13 protein-coding genes are annotated in these 14368 nt (G+C 57.9%); 8 read left to right on the top strand and 5 right to left on the bottom strand.

Annotated elements, in window-relative coordinates:
- Nucleotides 1-22 precede the first annotated feature (22 nt).
- Nucleotides 23-970 (top strand): Fpg/Nei family DNA glycosylase, encoded by a 948-nt coding sequence (locus QP093_RS06035; protein WP_285015584.1) that lies wholly within the window; start codon nucleotides 23-25, stop codon nucleotides 968-970.
- A 34-nt stretch (nucleotides 971-1004) separates the two neighbouring features.
- Here QP093_RS06035 and QP093_RS06030 read toward each other — a convergent pair whose 3' ends face one another.
- Nucleotides 1005-2132 carry a glycoside hydrolase family 172 protein gene (locus QP093_RS06030; protein WP_285015582.1) on the bottom strand — a complete coding sequence of 376 codons (1128 nt, stop codon included), beginning with the start codon at nucleotides 2130-2132 and terminating at the stop codon, nucleotides 1005-1007.
- A 224-nt stretch (nucleotides 2133-2356) separates the two neighbouring features.
- On the opposite strand from QP093_RS06030, the gene QP093_RS06025 reads away from it, so the two are divergent.
- The 4 genes from QP093_RS06025 (at nucleotide 2357) to QP093_RS06010 (ending at nucleotide 7602) form a co-directional block, all read left to right on the top strand.
- Nucleotides 2357-3751, top strand: coding sequence for an ABC transporter substrate-binding protein (locus QP093_RS06025; protein WP_285015581.1), 1395 nt, complete (start codon nucleotides 2357-2359; stop codon nucleotides 3749-3751).
- 47 nt (nucleotides 3752-3798) lie between these two features.
- Nucleotides 3799-4707 (top strand): carbohydrate ABC transporter permease, encoded by a 909-nt coding sequence (locus tag QP093_RS06020; RefSeq protein ID WP_058236947.1) that lies wholly within the window; start codon nucleotides 3799-3801, stop codon nucleotides 4705-4707.
- Nucleotides 4708-4709: 2 nt separating this feature from the next.
- A complete protein-coding gene (locus tag QP093_RS06015) occupies nucleotides 4710-5624 on the top strand; it encodes a carbohydrate ABC transporter permease (RefSeq protein ID WP_285015578.1) in 915 nt (304 codons plus the stop codon).
- Between the two features lie 64 nt (nucleotides 5625-5688).
- Nucleotides 5689-7602: a glycoside hydrolase family 183 protein gene (locus tag QP093_RS06010; RefSeq protein ID WP_285015576.1), complete on the top strand. Its 1914-nt coding sequence runs from the start codon at nucleotides 5689-5691 to the stop codon at nucleotides 7600-7602.
- 233 nt (nucleotides 7603-7835) lie between these two features.
- Here the strand turns inward: QP093_RS06010 and QP093_RS06005 are convergent, their stop codons facing one another.
- The 4 genes from QP093_RS06005 to QP093_RS05990 all read right to left on the bottom strand — a co-directional run bounded on the left by QP093_RS06005 (nucleotide 7836) and on the right by QP093_RS05990 (nucleotide 11037).
- Nucleotides 7836-8354, bottom strand: a complete 519-nt coding sequence (locus QP093_RS06005; RefSeq protein WP_058236944.1) for a GNAT family N-acetyltransferase — start codon at nucleotides 8352-8354, stop codon at nucleotides 7836-7838.
- A gap of 145 nt (nucleotides 8355-8499) precedes the next feature.
- Nucleotides 8500-9108 carry a serine O-acetyltransferase gene (gene cysE / locus QP093_RS06000; RefSeq protein ID WP_058236943.1) on the bottom strand — a complete coding sequence of 203 codons (609 nt, stop codon included), beginning with the start codon at nucleotides 9106-9108 and terminating at the stop codon, nucleotides 8500-8502.
- A 96-nt stretch (nucleotides 9109-9204) separates the two neighbouring features.
- On the bottom strand, nucleotides 9205-10146 hold the full coding sequence (gene cysK / locus QP093_RS05995) for a cysteine synthase A (RefSeq protein WP_285015572.1): 942 nt from the start codon (nucleotides 10144-10146) through the stop codon (nucleotides 9205-9207).
- A 249-nt stretch (nucleotides 10147-10395) separates the two neighbouring features.
- Nucleotides 10396-11037, bottom strand: coding sequence for a YigZ family protein (locus tag QP093_RS05990; protein WP_285015569.1), 642 nt, complete (start codon nucleotides 11035-11037; stop codon nucleotides 10396-10398).
- Nucleotides 11038-11347: 310 nt separating this feature from the next.
- Between QP093_RS05990 and rpmF the strand changes: the two genes are divergently transcribed.
- From rpmF to dcuC, 3 genes are all read left to right on the top strand, one after another.
- The gene (rpmF, locus tag QP093_RS05985) at nucleotides 11348-11524 is read left to right on the top strand and encodes a 50S ribosomal protein L32 (protein ID WP_058236940.1); all 177 of its coding nucleotides are present in this window, start codon (nucleotides 11348-11350) and stop codon (nucleotides 11522-11524) included.
- Nucleotides 11525-11778: 254 nt separating this feature from the next.
- Nucleotides 11779-12507: a Type 1 glutamine amidotransferase-like domain-containing protein gene (locus QP093_RS05980; RefSeq protein ID WP_285015566.1), complete on the top strand. Its 729-nt coding sequence runs from the start codon at nucleotides 11779-11781 to the stop codon at nucleotides 12505-12507.
- 117 nt (nucleotides 12508-12624) lie between these two features.
- Nucleotides 12625-14118: a C4-dicarboxylate transporter DcuC gene (gene dcuC / locus QP093_RS05975; RefSeq protein ID WP_285015563.1), complete on the top strand. Its 1494-nt coding sequence runs from the start codon at nucleotides 12625-12627 to the stop codon at nucleotides 14116-14118.
- Nucleotides 14119-14368: the final 250 nt, after the last annotated feature.

Below are 14368 nucleotides of genomic sequence, written 5' to 3'. Positions count from 1 at the left end.
AAATTGGTAGCGGCGAGAACCTATGCCTGAAGGCGACGTTATTCATGCTCTGGCCCGCACGTTCGACACGCTGTTTGTCGGACGTGCGGTCCGGGTGTCATCGCCGCAGGGACGCTTCGCCGGCGGAGCACGCCTGATCAACGGCAGGATAGTGACGTCGGTTCGTGCGCACGGCAAGCATTTCTTCATGCAGTTGAGCGCGCCCGGACCGGTACGCGAGGGACACCCCGACGGTACGCAGGTGGCATATACCGACGACCTGTGGCTGCATGTCCACCTGGGTCTGTATGGGTCGTGGCGTTTATATGGCAGCGAATCGGTGGAGGTTCCCGTATCGATCGGAGCTCCGCGGCTGGCTGGCGACAGCGGCACAACGCACGAGGACGGCCGATGGACTCCACCCGAGCCGGTTGGCCAGGTCAGGGTCCGCATCGAAACAGATGACGCGGTCGCCGACCTGTCAGGTCCTAATCGCTGCGAAGTCATCACACCTGATGAACAGCGCCAGGCACAGCAGCGTCTGGGTCCCGATCCGCTGTCACCCCACGCGCTGACTCGTCCCGACCTGGAGCGCGCCTTCATCGATGCGATCCGCTCACGATCGCGCACCATCGGCGAACTGGTTATGGATCAGTCTGTGATTGCCGGCGTCGGGAACATTTACCGCGCAGAATCGCTCTTCATTACGGGGATTCATCCCAGACGCCGAGGCAACCGAGTGGCCGAGGCGCGCCTGAGCCTGCTATGGAAAACGATCTGCCCACTCATGACACACGGCCTTGAAGTGGGCAGAATCGAAACAGTGAGCGACGAGGATGCTCCGGAACCACCCCTTGAGGGTGATCCTGAAGCATCACGCTGGTATGTCTATCACCGCACCGGCAGGCCGTGCCTGCGTTGCGGCACTCCCGTTGCGGAGGATCTGATGGCTACGAGACGTCTCTTCTGGTGTCCGGGCTGTCAGCGCTAGGCAAAAGCCCGACGCTGACAGGAAGGCTATGACACTAGGCCAGGTCAGTGGCCGGAGCTGCTCCCAGGTGGACCTCCATGGAATCGTAGGTCGGCGCCTCGGGACGGTTCGTGACCGGACGATCCAGGTAGAACATGGCGGTCGAGGCGATGTCGTCATGCAGCGGCAGGTAGCGGCCACCTGAACGCCAGCCCAAAGCCTGAATGTCGACGCGCGGCAGTCCCTTGGAGAAGTGGATTGCGTCCTGAATATGGAAGCGGTACATTCCGAAACGCTGATTGGCGATATACAGGCCATCGGGGCGGATGACCTGCGGCATTCCCAGGTACGGCGTGGAGAACGTCGTGTATCCGCGGCCGGGGACATCGAAGTTCCAGGCACCACCGAAATAATCCTCAGTGCCGGTGCCACAGATCGTGGGATAGTCAGTGTCGTCGTCCATGTAGAACTTGATTTCGCCTTCGCCCCACCAGCCGTTGTCATTGACTGACCATGCGATGTAGGTGCCCACGTAGTGCCCCAGGCCCTCGATGTTTTCCAGAATCGGGTGTGTGGTGAGCGTCGGCAGGGGGTTGGAGCGGCGCCACTGCGCATGGAAGTAGGCGATATCATCCTTGGCGGCTGCGCCGTCAGCGGCGGATGAGTCACCCTCGTCAATGTCGTAGGTGATCTGGTAGTAGACGCGGGCATCCTCGTCGGAGGTGTTCTCCAGTGTCAGGCGAGCGCCGGACTTGAACGGCATGGGCCAGTAGGAGTTGAAACCACCGTGCGGGTTGGCGGCGATCGGAACAGAATTAACCTGCGAGAACACGGACCAGCCATTGCAGAAGAAGTCGCCGTAGGGCACCTCAACGGCAGGTTCGTCACTGCCGTCCCAGTAGCAGCGGAAGACCAGGCGACGCCACAGTGAGGTGTGAGCGGTCATCCAGATATGAGTGATGCATCCGGTACCTGAGATGTTGGCCAGCTCGAATGTGCCGCGAGCCGGAACGTCAATACTGGGAGAGATCTTCCACGTGGGTCCCAGGTCGCGTGCACATTCCGCACCGGTTCCCTCGGTCGCGCGGCCGCCACCCCCAGGTGTGCCGTCGAAGTTTTCCGGAGAGATGGAGCGAGTGGCTACGTTGCGAATCGTGGTCAGACCTGTCAAGGGGGAGAGCATCGTTGGCCGCCTTTCCTGAGAAAATATCAAAATGTGCGTCGGAATTTCACGATTTGTAATCGATTACTGTATAGTGTAGAGCACCAGGTAGTCAGGGTCAATTAACCATTGGCTTCCAGGTGCCATAATCAGCGAGTTTTCCACTGGTGGAATGCTCAAAGATCATCACAACGCGAGATAGGGCTAACGGACTCAACGTTGAGTCATATCGAAGAGGAGACACCATGAATTCAGGAAAGAGCAGGTGGGCGTGGGCAGGGATTGCGTCGTTCACCTTGGCATCTGTTCTCGTAGGAGGATGTGGCTCGGGAACGCCAGGTGAACCCGCAGGTTCAGAAAGCGGCGCAGCAGCCTCGGGGTCATCATCCGAGGGCGGCACGACCATTGAATTCTGGCACCGCACATTCACCCCCGTGGAAAATGAGTGGTACAAGAACATCGTTCAGAAGTTCAACGAGGCGCAGGACGAGATCACCGTAGTCGACACAGAAGTACCGGCCGACGCGTGGGATCAGAAGATGAAGTCGGCGCAGGCAGCAAACAAGAGTCCCGACATTTACACCTTCGCCGGACCGCTCAATGACGGCGTGAATGCCGCTCAGTTCCACGATCTGGATTCGATCGTGTCCAAGGAAGGCCTGGACAAGATGACCGACCTGGCACGTTCGGTTTCCCAGATTGATGGCACTTACTACGCATACCCGCTGGTTCTGGAGCCGCAGACAGTGCTGTTCTGGAACAAGGAAATGGTCTCCGCTGCCGGCCTTGACGCTGAGCAGGCACCGAAGACGTGGCAGGATCTGCTCGACAACTGCGCGAAGATTCAGCCAACCCTGTCGGATGGTCAGTACTGCATTTCCCCGGCATCTGATGCCGGCACATTCGCCTGGGCATCTGTGGGCCAGCAGTTCAATGCTTCCGGACACAACGCACTGACCGATGACTGGAGCGCACCGAACATCAACGACCAGGGCTACCGTGACCTCATGCAGTTCTACAAGGATCTGTGGGACAACGGCTACATGGCCAAGCAGCCTCTGGGCAGCTACCTGGAAGCCAAGGAATTCGGTGAAAAGAAGGTGGCCTACAAGGTGTCCGGTTCCTGGATGATGTCCGAGGTTGGCTCCGACTACCAGGACATGCTGACGAACACGGGTCTGGGCCTGTTCCCGAGCTCACCGAACGGAGAGGGACGAACCACCACCACACTGGGTGACTTCAAGTGGGTTGTTGACGCAAAGGCCAAGCACCCTGAAGAAGCAGGCAAGTTCCTCGAATGGGTTCTGGCCGGAGACGTTGAGAACCTCGTTCCGTTCTATGTTGCCACCCAGTTCACCAAGATTCCTCCGCGCGACGACGTTCAGGAAGGCGTGGCCGCCACTGAAGAGGCCAAGTCCGCTCCGTGGTCAGACGTCATCATGACTGAGATTGCTCCCGATGCCATTCCAAGCGTTGCCTACCCGTGGGATGTCTCGATGGCAGTCGGCACGGCGATGGAGACCGTGATGAAGGGTGCCGCGACCGCTGACCAGGCGATCGACACTGCTGAGAAGGCGATCCAGACCGTGATCGATCGTGAGAGCCTTCCCGAGAAAGCATCTGCTCCCGGCGATAAGTAATTCAGCCCTGTCATAGGACTGTTCCCAGGCTGAAGAAAGGAATCCCGATGTCCAGTACAAAGGTGCGGAAGGACTCAAAGAAGTTCCGTTTCCGTGATGGACGACTCGCATACCTCTTGATCCTTCCCGCCTTTGTGCTGCTCGGGATCTTCGTGGTGTGGCCAGCAATTTACGCAGCGTACCTGTCATTCCAGGACTGGAGCTTTTACAAGCCCGCAGTATTCGTTGCGTTCAAGAACTACACGGACGTCCTCAAGGACCCGCTGTTTATCGCCGCCATTAAACGCGGTTTCATGTTCGTTCTGTTCACCGTGCCCACCACGTTGGTTCTCGCATTCCTCTTTTCCAGTCTTGTCGTATCTGTGTCGCGCAGATTTGCTGACACGTTGAAGGTCAGCATCTATCTGCCGACCATTATTTCCGGCGTTATTACCTCGATCATCTTCGTGTTGATCTATGACTACTCCGGCGGCATTTTGAACTGGTTCCTCGGGTTCTTCGGAGTTGAACCAATCGCATGGCTGGGTGACCCCCAGTGGGCGCTTCTGGCCATCGCAGTCCCGGCAATCTGGCTGGGAATGGGCCTCACATCCCTGATCATGGTGGCAGCCATGATTGACATCCCCAGCGAGTTCTACGAAGCCGCCTCGCTCGAGGGAGCGAACTGGTGGCAAAAGACCTTCTACATCACATTGCCGCAGATGAAGAATGTGGGGTTGTATCTGCTGGTAACAGGCATTATCGGCGCGATCCAACAGTACGAGCTCCCGCTGGTCATGACCGGCGGCGGGCCGTTGGATTCGACAACCACACCGAACCTGTTCATCTTCAATCACTTCCGCGGAGACATGAACGTGGGCTACTCGATTGCAGCAGCCCTGCTGATGTTCCTGGTTCTGGGAACCCTCTCCGCACTGATCTTCAAATTCGTGAACTCCGAGAAGCTGGTGGATTAATCATGTCAGTAATGTCAACGTCGACGGGTGTCAGCACCGCAATGGAGACATCGGACTCCACGAAGAAAGAACAGGCAGCAGCACCGCAGTTCCACCGGAAACAATGGTGGCCGGTCATCCTGATCAAAGGCCTGTTCGGTGCGATCTTCATCTTCGCTGCACTGTTCCCCCTGCTGTGGATGGTCATCGCAGGATTCAAGGCAAAGACCGAAGTTGTTCAGACTCCCTTCCAGTTCTTCCCCGAAGTGTGGCACTGGGAAAACTACGCGCGCATCGCGCAGGATCCCACGTTCATCCGCGCATTGCTGTGGACGCTTCTGGGTGCGCTGCTCTTCATGACTGCCAGCCTGACCGTCAACTCACTTGCTGCCTATGCGTTCGCACGCCTGGAGTTCCGCTTCAAGAAAATCCTGTGGGTCGTCATGATCACGACGATGTTCATTCCGGGTATGACGATTCTGCTGACCAGCTTCATCGTTGTGACGAAGTTACGCATGCTGGATACTCTGGCCGTTCTGGTTATTCCCGGTGTCGCGAACGCGGGAATGATCTTCTTTATCCGACAGTTCTACCTGTCGATCCCCTCATCCCTCGAAGAGGCAGCCATGCTGGATGGGTGCGGGCGTTTCCAGATTTTCGTGCGTCTGTTCCTGCCCCTGTCGAAGCCTCCGTTCGTCGTCATGGGCATCACGTCCTTCCTGGGATACTGGAATGCATACGTGTGGCCGATTCTGACCATCACGTCCCCGGAGAAGTACCAGCTCCAGCAATACCTTGCGACGTTCCGCTCGGAACGTACCTCTGAACTGGGTCTACTCATGGCGGGCTCTGTCCTGTCAGCGGCGCCAGTGATCATCATCTTCCTTATTTTCCAGCGCCAGATCATTGGCAACATCAAAATGTCCGGTCTGAAGTAGGAGCGTCCTCATCGATGAGGACGACGGTCACGGCCGACACACCCATCCAAGGAAAGGACACGCTATGCGTGAGTCTATCTCACCACCAGGGCGCTGCTTATTCACTCGACGAGGAGCAATCATTGCTGCCTGCGCATGCGCCGGCGCGCTGTGTCTGGCAGGAACAGCGTGCGCTGCCGATCCAGCCGCACCCGAGGCGGAGAAGCCATACGCTCATCCTTCGGCTGCACGCGTTGTCGCTCAGCTGACAGGTGCTAAAGGTTTTACAAACACCGCCCAGACCATGAAAATCCAGGGAACCGACCTTGGAATCATGTGGGATGACGGAGACGGTCATGTGTTATTCGCTGTTGGTGACACCTTCGGCGAATGGAGCGGCAATGGTGGCGGCGGAGAAGACTGGCGTTCGAATGCACTGCTGCGTTCGTCCACCAGGAACTTCGCTGAAGACGGAATCCTGTTCGATTCTGCCGTGGTCGATGAGAACGGAAAAGCGCGGGAGATCATTCCCTCGCTCAAGATCCCTGAAACCGAGCACACCACTATTCCCACCGGCGGCATCGCGGTGGGCGGCCGGCAGTATTTGGCGTTCATGTCCGTCAATAAGTGGGGCGTCCCCGGAGAATGGTTCACGAACTATTCCCGTATCGCGTACTCCGATGACGGGGGAGAAACCTGGAATACGACCGACGGCCCGCAGTGGACCAACGATGACAAGTGGTCCAATAACTTTCAGATGGTGGGCTTTGCTCACGGTCAAGGCGATGGCTTCGTCTACATGATGGGCACGCCGAATGGTCGCTTCGGTGCCATCCGCATCGCCAGGGTTGATGAGAACAAGATCCTCGAAAAGGATGCTTACCAGTACTGGAACGGCAGCGAGTGGGGTGACGACGAGGGTACCGCGGCCGACATCATTGAAGCTCCAACGACGGAACTGTCTTTGCAGTACAACTCATACCTGAACAAGTGGATGCTGATGTACACCACTGATTCAGACGAAGCGGGAATCTTTGACGTGGTGTACCGCCTGGCAGATCGTCCGGAAGGTCCGTGGTCAGACAAGACAGTAGTGGCAACCTCACTGGATTATCCCGGAATGTATGCACCGTACATGCACCCGTGGAATTCAGGTTCAGAAGTGCATTTCGCCATGTCAATCTGGGGCTCCTACAACATTTTCCAGATGGCATTCGAGGTAGATAAGGATGGCAATGTGATCCACCCGAACCTCGTTAAGGACCCCGGTTTTGAGCGCGTAGAGAATGGCGGTATGAGTCCCCATTGGCAATGCCACGGACCTTGCGGTCTTGATGGCAAGCCGGATTGGGCATATGGGTCAGAACACCAGGCATGGATGCGGAACAACCAAGGCACGTTGGAGCTTTCCCAGACAGTAACCGTCACACCCAACACTCACTACAAGATGACAGCGTTCGTGACGACTGGTCCTGACAACCCGCAGCGCACTGACAAGGGAACGGTGGGTGCGCGTCAAACCGGTCCAGGCGGACAGGTTCTTGCCTCTCAGGAATTCACACACTTGGCCGGATACACGCGCTTTGTTGTGGAATTCGACTCGGGAAGCAACAGCCAGATCGATATTTTCGTAGACGCTGCCCCTACTGCTGACCAGTGGGTGCAGATGGATAGCTTGTCTCTGAAGGCCACTGGACCGAGTAAGTCCGACACCAAGCCTGCAGATGGTGATGCAAACGCCGATGCCGATGCGGGTAAAGACGAGGGCGGGAACGCCGATGCCGGTAGTGGAAAGGGCGAGGGCAATCTTGGTGGCGACGTGAACCGGCCAGAAAACGGCAACGGGGGTAAGGCAGGAGCGGCATCCGCTCAAGCCGGCTACAAGGCAACGGTTGCGCGTACCGGCTCCACAGTCGGAAGCCTCGTGCCCGCACTTGTTGGAATCAGCCTGATTGGTGGGCTCTCCTTGGTTGCAGCAAGGCGCCGACAGGCTAGGTAATGTTCAGCTGAATACGACATTGACGAGGGCGACTCACGCACTGGTGGTGTACACCGAACATCGGATGGGTCGCCCTCGTCAATCGTGTTAGGGCGCCTAGGTGCGGTGACCCGCAGTGGTCATGGATGCAAGCCGGAGCTAGCTCGGGCGTACAGGCCCATGCAAAATAGAAGACGGACGAAAGCCGGTAGAGAAACGAAGCAGACAGGCGTCTGCAGCGAGCAGGGGAGGACCTAGGACGCGGAATCGTCCGATTCGGCGTTGACCTCCACAAAACCGAGTGCGTCGTAGAACTTCTGCGCGTCGGGCGCGGATTTCAGATCAAGGCGCAAGGACAAGTCATTTTCACCCCACGACGCGCAACGGCGGGCAAGCTCGGCAATGAGCACCGTTGCAATGCCTTCACGACGACATTCAGGATCAACAATCAAGTCAATGACGAACGGACCGCGCGGAGCATCATCCCACACAACATCGGTGACGCACAGGATCGCTCCCACTAGGCTTCCGTCACGCCACGCGCCGATGAACGAGTCGTCACGAGGCTGACCAAACGCACCTTCAAAATACAGACGCATTTCATCCGTTGATTCCCACAGGTTCTCCGCAGTGGAGGGCGCTCCATAGGCGATGACATGGAGCGATGCCAACGCTGGGATGTCGTACCTCGTGAGGGTGGCAAGCTGGACGCCCTGGGGCTGATCGACATCGGCCAACGTATTCAAAGAAGCTTGCAACGTTCGCTTCGTCATGCCCTTAGCCTACGTGACCTGGCGCACGTTTGTGGGTATTTTGGCAGGTGACGTCACCTCCGGTGTCACACACATTGGCGTGAGCACGTGCAACATGCGGTGTGGGCCGAGGGGGAAGCGCAGCGCAGAGGCCGAGAAACCTTGGTTAAATCAGCAGGGATGGATCCACGTAGGAGTTCGGATCCACAATCAGCTCATCATCGGGCTCTTCCACCGATTCGGGGGAAGGATGCGACCTAGCTGGAACCCCCAAGGCCACCGAACATTCCGGAACATCGCGGGTCACCACGGCGTTCGCCCCCACCTTTGAATTGTCACCGATGGTGATCGGGCCCAGAACTTTTGCGCCCGCACCGATCATGACATGGTGCCCCACTGTGGGGTGACGCTTCCCCGGACTCATCGACACACCGCCCAGCGTGACACCATGGAAGATCACGACGTCGTCGCCCACTTCAGTCGTCTGGCCGATCACGACACCGGTCGCATGGTCAATGAAAACCTGATGGCCGATCTGCGCGGCCGGATGGATATCAACTCCAGTCATGACACGGGCGAAAGAGGAAATCAGGCGAGCCGGTATACGCACATTGCGCTGCCACAGTGCGTGCGCAACACGGTGACTCCACAGGGCGTGCACACCAGGGTAGGTCAACGCCACTTCAGTGCGCGATCGTGCAGCTGGGTCACGTTTGAGCGCAGTGTCGAGGTCCTCTCGCAGAAGCTTAAGCGCACGTGAGGGAGAAAGTGCCATGATGCCTCTTATTCAATCAGTGGCCGAGATCCCCAGTGTGGGTGACAGGAGCACACCGCTCATGCCACCCACACGTGAGACCGATCAGTATCAGTATTACTCGTTGTCGTCGCGCAGATCTTCAAACAGCGCAGTTGACAGGTATCGCTCGCCCGTATCAGGCAACACGACCACGATGTTCTTACCGGCGTTTTCAGCACGCTCAGCAACCTGGGCTGCCGCAGCCAGGGCAGCACCCGAGGAAATGCCGACAAGCAGGCCTTCTTCAGCAGCGGCGCGGCGGGCAAAGGTGAGAGCAGTGGGGGTGTCGATATCTATCACCTCATCGACGACTTGCGCGTTATATGTGTCGGCCACGAAGTTCGGTCCAATTCCCTGGATGCCGTGGGGGCCACTTGCGCCACCGGTCAGCATAGGGGATTCAGCGGGCTGCACGGCGATGATCTGGATATCAGGGTTCTTCTGTTTGAGCGCGTCGCCCACACCTGAGATCGTGCCGCCAGTTCCAACTCCGGCAACGACGATATTCACCGTGCCGTCGGTATCCGCCCAGATTTCTTCCGCGGTTGTGACGCGGTGTATTTGCGGGTTGGCAGGGTTGGTGAACTGTGAGGCGATGATTGAGCCTTCACGTTCGTCACGAATCTTCTCGGCTGCGGCCACGGCACCGTAGATGCCGTCCTTCGGGTCGGTCAGCACCAGTTCAGCGCCGAAGGCTTTCATCAGCAGGCGGCGCTCAATGCTCATCGACGAGGGCATCGCGATGACCACGTGGTAACCACGCGAGGCGCCCACCATTGCCAGTGCGACACCCGTGTTGCCTGAGGTGGCCTCGATGATAGTTCCGCCTTCCTTGAGGGCGCCCGATTCCTCGGCAGCGTCGATGATGGCGGCAGCAATACGGTCCTTGACAGATGACGCAGGGTTGAACGCCTCTACTTTTGCGATGACGTGGGCGTTGTCGCCCGCGAGGCGATTGATAGCGACGAGGGGGGTGCGGCCAATGAGTTCAGTGACGTTTGCGGCGATAGCGGTCATGAAAAATCACTCCATAGAGAAAAAGTCAAGAAGGAAAGAAAAAGAAAAATGGGCTGGTTCAATCACCATGCGGGCGAACAGCAGTACGCATAGACGTACGGAGAAGGCTATTCGCCCTAGAGACACTCCGCCGTGCAGATACAGAAAAAGCACGCAGAAACTGCGTGCACGCAACGCCGCGCGACCTGTGTCGCGTTCATCTGGTTCGTTGCTGTGTGAATCACATGCGACACTGTACGGGTTTTTGTCTCATGCGTCCACTTCTATTCGAGTTCGTCCCGTTATGTGAACGCTGGCCTGCCCGTGGGTCAGAACCATTGCGCGGTCTACCCACTGCTCGATGTCGTCGTCAGTGGCGGCGATGTCGAGGTGGACACGCGCATCCCACGTGCTGCCCACAATCGGCACATTCGCGCTGTGCAGCTCCGACTGGAACTTACCGGCATCATTGGAATCGACAGTGATGCGAGCAATGTTGAGAGTCTTGATGACCACGTGAGGTGCGCGGGCCAGTGCCTCGCTCACCGCTGACGAATACGCGCGGATGAGGCCTCCCGCACCCAGCAGCACTCCGCCGAAATAACGGGTGACGACAGCCGTCACATTCCACGTGTCAGACATTTTGAGGGCTTCAAGCATAGGCGTGCCGGCTGTGCCCGATGGTTCCCCGTCGTCAGAGGAATGCTGGATTGCGTTTCGGCCATCCGCACTGATGAGGTAGGCCGAACAGTTATGTCGTGCCTGTGGGTGCTCCGAACGGACCATGTCGATGAGTGCGCGCGCTTCATCTTCGGTGTCGGCGCGGGCCACAGTGGCGATGAAGCGTGAGCGTTTGATCTCGATTTCATGGGTGATCAGCGTTCCCGCACGAAGCGTTCGGATATCGTTCACGGAATCTGTGTCACCCCTCCGCTTGCTCGTGGTTCCATTGATGATGCTGTCACTCTATCGTGTCGGCACGCAGCTGCGGCGCATGGTCGCCCTCGTCAATTACGAGGGGAGTGAGAGGGCACAAATGTGGGCAAAGTCCTACAAAGAGGGAAGAAAGTCACGCCCCTGGCGTGCTAGAGTTTTTGGGTTGCCGGTACGCGAGTGAAATCACAGCGAAACTGGAGTCAGCAGCTGGCATTTTGTCAGCAGGCATGGCACAGTTATTGCCGGTAGTGATGTCCACGAATGTAGAAAGAGGAGCGGTAGGGCCATGGCAGTTCCCAAACGCAAGATGTCCCGAGCGAACACCCGCACTCGCCGGTCAGCATGGAAGGCTGATCTCACCCAGCTCGACAATCTGAAGGTTGCCGGTCGTGAGATTCGCGTGCCCCGTCGCCTGGCGAAGGCGTACAAGAAGGGCTTGCTCAGCGTCGACGATCTCGACTGAGACATTTTTCTTACGCGTCATTCGATGACGTGAGGACCCGGACACCCGCGAGGTGTTCGGGTCTTTTGTTGTGTGTACGATCGCTGCCGCCGTGGATGATGCAACGCTGCTGATCCATGCGCTGTGCGTGCCCAGAAGGATCAGCCGAACACTCAGACAGGACGTGTCTTTCCGTTAACATAAGAACAGCACGGCAATCCGGTGCCTGTGGCCGCACATCACAGCGGCGGCATGAAGAATCTGAGAGGTGAGGGATGACTCGAGAGCGCTTTATTGTGGGCACGTCAGGCACATATCATCCGGGACGGCGGTGCGACGTTGAATATGGTCCTCTTGCCGCATACGCAGTGGAGCTGGCAGGCGTGGAAGGGCGGGCACCGAAGATCGGCTACCTCGCCACGGCGTGCGGTGACCAGAAAGCGCGAATCGCTGAACGCATGGAGGCGGCACGGTTGCGCGGATGGCAGCTTAACCCGTTGACCTGTTTCATGATGCCGAATGTCGACGACCCACGCGAATACCTCCTGGACCAGGACGTCATCTGGGTTGACGGGGGATCGGTGGTGAACCTGCTGGCAGTGTGGCGCGCACACGGACTGGACGAGGTCATGCGCGAAGCGTGGGAGAAAGGCATTGTTCTGGCTGGCGTGTCCGCCGGATCAATGTGCTGGCACATCGGCGGAGCCACGGATTCATTCGGGCCGGACCTGCGTCCCGTCACTGATGGCCTCGGCTTCCTTCCCTACGGCAACGGCGTGCACTACGGAGTGAACCCGCAGCGTCGTGAACTCCTGCAGCGCATGGTGGCCGAGGGTGACTTCACTGATGCCTACTCGTCAGAAAACGGGATCGGCCTGGTCTACCGCGATAGGGAACTTGTCGAAGTGGTGTCGGATCGGGACGAGGTCTACGGCTGGCACACGTTCAAGGACGGGGATGAGGTTGTCGAAGAACAACTCACGCCTCGCCGTCTTGCTGATTAATTACATCATCATCACAGTTTTGGGTCTGTCCACTGATACAGTGCGACTCGTCCCCACGGCGGCACCGCACGGGTGATGCCGCTTTGGCATGTGAAACATTTCAAAGAAAGGGTCCGCATGATTACTTTCCTCGTGATTGTTATTGCTCTGGCGGGCATTGCTGCGGTCGGATACCTGGTGATCAAGAAGGTACATCCGGCTGCGTCAATTTTCACCGTCGGCATCGTGCTCATGATGATCGCTGCAGCGATGGGCAAGATCGATAACGCAACACGCGAAATTGAAGCCACTGGCAATGCGTTCTACGACGAGCTGCAGATAGTCGAATCGATCTTCGCCAATCGCTTCACCGGAATCGGTATGGCGATCATGGTGCTGTTCGGCTTCGTATCCTACATGCGGTACATCGGCGCAGATGCCAAAGCCGTCGTCATCTTGTCGAAACCCCTCAGGGCTTTGCACGGCTCATATTGGCTGATCCCCATCGGTTTCATCCTGGGCAACATCTTGTCTCTGGTGGTGCCGTCGGCCGCATCCCTGTCGCTGCTGCTCATCGCCACGCTGTTGCCGGCGCTGGTGGCATCAGGATTGACGCCGCTGACGGTGGGCGCAATTGTGGTGACGTCGTCGACCATTGTCCCGACGCCGCTGGAAGCGGGCCTGATCCAGGGCGCTGACCTGGTTGGTATGCCTGTCACGCAGTACGTGTTTGGCCATGTGGCGTTAGCGACGATTCCGACACTGCTGATCACGGCTTTCATTCATATGTGGTGGCAGCGTCGATGCGATCTGGTTGATGCACGCAAACGTGCTGACGTGGCTGCTGGCATTGTCGCAGCGACCGGTGCGACCGGAGCTGAAATGAAGGCTGCGAAGAAGGGTGAGAAATTTGCGTCGGGCGCATCGAACAGTGCCTCAGAAGCAACGATCCAGGATGCCCTCAAGCGTGCAGCCAACTTGCCGTGGTTCTACGCATTGTTGCCGTTGCTGCCACTGCTGCTCATCATCATTTCAGCGGCTCTGAATCGTCTGGGTGTCATCCCGTTTGAGGCTGGCATCCTGCCTGTCACCGTTGTCTCCCTGTTCATTGCGATGATTGTCGAGGCTATCCGCCTGCGTTCACTGAACAAGGCGATCGATGCGGGTAAGAACTTTTTCACCGGTATGGGTGAGGCAGCGGGCGGCGTGGTTGCGCTGCTGGTCGCCGCCGCAATTCTGGTGGAAGGTATCACGCAGCTTGGTGTCATCAAGATGCTGACTGATGCGACGGAAGGTTCAAGCGGCGCTGCGGCATTGATCATCTTGATCTTTGTCGTGTCGGTCGCGCTGCTGTCTACCCTGACGGGGTCTGGTACCGCTCCGTACTTCGCTTTCTCCGAGGTTGTCCCTCACTTGGCCGAAAGCGGTGGTGTGCTGCCCATTCGTATGTTGAACTCGATGTGGGCAACGTCAAACCTGATGCGTCAGGTGTCGCCTGTGTGCGCTGCAGTCCTGATCGTGTCGGGCGCCATTAACGTCAATCCAATTGAACTGGTCAAGCGCACAGCGGTTCCGATGATCGCCGCAACGGTTCTGAACGTGATTTTCTCGTTCCTGTTCATTCACGCATAAGCGGTGAGACTGGCTCACTCAGGGGGCTTGCTCCACGCGGCGGGATTTTGGTAATCCGGCCGCAGAGAGTAGGCCCCCTGTTCGTGTGCTGTCCACGAGCATTGAGCACGCTTTCCGGTACTGCGTGGCTCGTGCCTACTATCGACGTGCTGTCCACGAGCATTGAGCACGCTTAGCGCATGTATGAGAACGCGGCTTATCAAACTGATTGTGGCAGGACTCAACAGGTCGAGGTAGACATCATCGGATC

It is taken from the genome of Pauljensenia sp. UMB10120 (assembly GCF_030212035.1).
Classification (GTDB): Bacteria; Actinomycetota; Actinomycetes; order Actinomycetales; family Actinomycetaceae; genus Pauljensenia; species Pauljensenia radingae_A.
This window is presented reverse-complemented; position numbering and strand designations above follow the sequence as displayed.

Coding starts and splice junctions, on each gene's coding strand:
- cysK (WP_285015572.1), bottom strand. CDS start 10,146: ATGACCGCTATCGCCGCAAACGTCACTGAACTCATTGGCCGCACCCCC.
- QP093_RS06035 (WP_285015584.1), top strand. CDS start 23: ATGCCTGAAGGCGACGTTATTCATGCTCTGGCCCGCACGTTCGACACG.
- QP093_RS06020 (WP_058236947.1), top strand. CDS start 3,799: ATGTCCAGTACAAAGGTGCGGAAGGACTCAAAGAAGTTCCGTTTCCGT.
- QP093_RS06010 (WP_285015576.1), top strand. CDS start 5,689: ATGCGTGAGTCTATCTCACCACCAGGGCGCTGCTTATTCACTCGACGA.
- QP093_RS06030 (WP_285015582.1), bottom strand. CDS start 2,132: ATGCTCTCCCCCTTGACAGGTCTGACCACGATTCGCAACGTAGCCACT.
- QP093_RS05980 (WP_285015566.1), top strand. CDS start 11,779: ATGACTCGAGAGCGCTTTATTGTGGGCACGTCAGGCACATATCATCCG.
- QP093_RS06025 (WP_285015581.1), top strand. CDS start 2,357: ATGAATTCAGGAAAGAGCAGGTGGGCGTGGGCAGGGATTGCGTCGTTC.
- dcuC (WP_285015563.1), top strand. CDS start 12,625: ATGATTACTTTCCTCGTGATTGTTATTGCTCTGGCGGGCATTGCTGCG.
- QP093_RS06015 (WP_285015578.1), top strand. CDS start 4,710: ATGTCAGTAATGTCAACGTCGACGGGTGTCAGCACCGCAATGGAGACA.
- cysE (WP_058236943.1), bottom strand. CDS start 9,108: ATGGCACTTTCTCCCTCACGTGCGCTTAAGCTTCTGCGAGAGGACCTC.
- rpmF (WP_058236940.1), top strand. CDS start 11,348: ATGGCAGTTCCCAAACGCAAGATGTCCCGAGCGAACACCCGCACTCGC.
- QP093_RS06005 (WP_058236944.1), bottom strand. CDS start 8,354: ATGACGAAGCGAACGTTGCAAGCTTCTTTGAATACGTTGGCCGATGTC.